This window comes from Desulfobacter sp., from assembly GCF_050177295.1.
Genome location: NZ_JBFXHE010000528.1, coordinates 1 through 2643, shown reverse-complemented (window position 1 = coordinate 2643; position 2643 = coordinate 1). Strand labels below are relative to the sequence as shown.

Genomic DNA, 2643 nt, shown 5'->3' with positions numbered 1-2643 from the left:
GCTACACTCTGGTGCGCCGGGTATCCGAAGTCACCGGTCTTAATATTGAATTTATAACAGCGTCCACCAGGCTTTTGCCCCAACTGGCCGTGGAGCGGATCTCTTGCCCGATCCTGCCCATTGACCGGTTGCTGGTTCCCCCCTGGATACGCACTTAACACCAAGGAGTATTACGTACAATGGCCTATAAACACATTATTGATGTCGAAAGGTGCAAAGGATGCGGTCTTTGTGTGCATTTCTGTCCCAAAGACGTGCTTGAGATCTCCGATAAGGTTAATGCAAAAGGGCATTTCCCGGTCTTTCAGGCCAGACCGGAGGACTGCATTTACTGCGCCATCTGCTGCACCATGTGTCCGGATGTGGCTATAAGTATTGTTGAAGAACAGAACGCATAATCATTTATTTTATGGACGTAAGGACAAGAGACAATGGCTAAAGTCTTAATGAAAGGCAATGAAGCAATCGGCGAAGCCGCCATCAGGGCCGGCTGTCTGAACTATTTTGCGTACCCGATCACGCCCCAGTCGGAAGTCGCCGAATACCTGAGCAAGCGTCTGCCCGAAGTGGGCGGCGTGTTCCTCCAGGGCGAAAGTGAAGTGGCCGTGGGGTATATGATTTTTGGTGCATCAGGTGCCGGAGAGCGTGTCATGACCACCTCGTCATCCCCGGGCATCAGCCTGATGAGCGAAGCAATTTCCTATATTGCCGCAGCAGAATGCCCGGCCGTATTTGTCAATATCATGAGAGGCGGTCCGGGATTGGGCGGGATTCTGCCGTCCCAGGGTGATTATTTCCAGGCAACCAAAGGCGGCGGTCACGGTGATTATCATCTACTGGTCCTGGCACCGGACGGTGTTCAGGAAGCCGTGGAGATGACCATGCAGGCATTCACCCTGGCTGAAAAATATAGAAATCCCGTCATGATCATGGGCGACGGCATGATCGGCCAGATGATGGAGCCGGTGGATTTCCCCGGTGATTTGAAAACCGAACCCAGCAATAAGGATGACTGGGCCACCAACGGCATGTCCACCCGAAAGAGCAAAAAGCCCAATCTGGTGAAATCTCTGTTCCTGGATCCGGCTGAATTGAATCGGCATAACATGAAACTTAAAGCCAAATACGAACGGATGAAAAAAGAAGATGTTCAGTATGAGCTTTATAATACGGACGGGGAGTACCAAATCCTGCTGGCAAGCTACGGTACCATGAGCCGTGTATGCCGCACCGCTATTGACATGCTCAAGGAAGAGGGCATTGAAGCGGCCATGTTCAGGCCCAAGACCTTATTTCCTTTTCCTGAGAAACAGGTGCACGACGCCGCAGCCAAAGAGAGCTGCAAATGCGTTATCAGCATTGAGATGAGCATGGGGCAGATGGTGGAGGATGTCCAGCGGTCAGTTATGGGCAAAAAACCGGTGGAATTTTACGGGGAGTGCGGTGGTGAAATCCCGTCACCTGAAAAAATCATCGAAATCGTAAAAGAGCTGATCGGGTAGCGCGCCGGTCAAGGAGAAAATAATGGGAAAAGCTTTTTCTACGCCGGAGGCGTTAACAGACAATCACACCCACTATTGTCCCGGCTGCACCCACGGCATTGTCCACCGGCTGGTGGCCGAGGCCATAGACGAACTGGGCATTCGGGAAAAGACCGTCGGCATCGCCCCTGTGGGATGCGCCGTCCTGATTTACAATTACTTTGACTGTGACTTCCAGGAAGCCGCCCACGGAAGAGCCCCTGCCATGGCAACCGGTATCAAGCGGGTGCGCCCGGATCTGATGGTATTCACCTACCAGGGAGACGGAGACCTTGCCAGTATCGGCATGGGTGAAATAATTCATGCCGCCAACCGGGGAGAGAAATTTACCGTCATCTTTATCAACAACGCCATTTACGGCATGACCGGCGGGCAGATGGCCCCCACCACCATGCCCGGCCAGCGTGCCACCACGGCTCCGGCCGGCCGTGATACGGCCCAGACCGGTATGCCCATCCGCATGGCCAATCTGATGAGTGAAATTGTGACCCCGGGTTATGTGACCCGGCAGGCCGTACTCAAGCCCCAGATGGTGAATAAATGTAAGAAAGCGATTAAAAAGGCATTCCAGTACCAGATGGACAACACCTGTTTCAGTTTTGTGGAAGTGGTCTCCACCTGTCCCACCAACTGGGGCATGACACCCGTGGATGCTTTGAAATGGGCCGAAGAAACCTTGCTGCCTTATTATGAACTGGGCGATTACAAAACCCCTGAAGAAGCTTAAAAATATCGGGAGACACCCATGCAGACAGAAATTAAATTTGCAGGATTCGGCGGCCAGGGCATTCTTCTCAGTGCCAAGCTGCTGGCCTATGCCGCAATGAAGCAGGGATACCAGGTGGCCTGGATTCCCTCCTATGGACCTGAAATGCGGGGCGGCACCGCATATTGCACCGTTGTGATCAGTGACAAGCTCATTGGATCACCCATCATAAAAAATCCCACCCACCTGGTGGCCATGAACCGGCCATCCCTGGAAAAATTCGACGATACCATCAAGCCCGGCGGGATTGTATTTATCAACTCATCACTGATCCCGGTCAGAAGTCAACGCAAGGATGTGGTTGAGCTGGTGGTTCCGGTCAATGATATCGCCATT

At 52.7% G+C, this 2643-nt stretch carries 4 protein-coding genes; all 4 read left to right on the top strand.

What is annotated here, in order from left to right; all coding sequences use genetic code 11:
• Positions 1 to 179: 179 nt before the first annotated feature.
• On the top strand, positions 180 to 398 hold the full coding sequence (locus tag AB7U36_RS22145) for a 4Fe-4S dicluster domain-containing protein (protein ID WP_319495455.1): 219 nt from the start codon (positions 180 to 182) through the stop codon (positions 396 to 398).
• 33 nt (positions 399 to 431) lie between these two features.
• Positions 432 to 1502 (top strand): 3-methyl-2-oxobutanoate dehydrogenase subunit VorB, encoded by a 1071-nt coding sequence (gene vorB, locus AB7U36_RS22140; RefSeq protein ID WP_428161769.1) that lies wholly within the window; start codon positions 432 to 434, stop codon positions 1500 to 1502.
• Between the two features lie 22 nt (positions 1503 to 1524).
• Entirely contained in the window at positions 1525 to 2268 is a 744-nt protein-coding gene (locus AB7U36_RS22135) for a thiamine pyrophosphate-dependent enzyme (protein ID WP_428161768.1), read from the top strand.
• A gap of 18 nt (positions 2269 to 2286) precedes the next feature.
• The coding region (locus AB7U36_RS22130; protein ID WP_428161767.1) for a 2-oxoacid:acceptor oxidoreductase family protein at positions 2287 to 2643 on the top strand (357 nt) is incomplete at its 3' end.

Bases quoted from the DNA above. Each gene is read 5' to 3' on its own strand.
- vorB (WP_428161769.1), top strand. From the start codon at position 432: ATGGCTAAAGTCTTAATGAAAGGCAATGAAGCAATCGGCGAAGCCGCC.
- AB7U36_RS22145 (WP_319495455.1), top strand. From the start codon at position 180: ATGGCCTATAAACACATTATTGATGTCGAAAGGTGCAAAGGATGCGGT.
- AB7U36_RS22135 (WP_428161768.1), top strand. From the start codon at position 1,525: ATGGGAAAAGCTTTTTCTACGCCGGAGGCGTTAACAGACAATCACACC.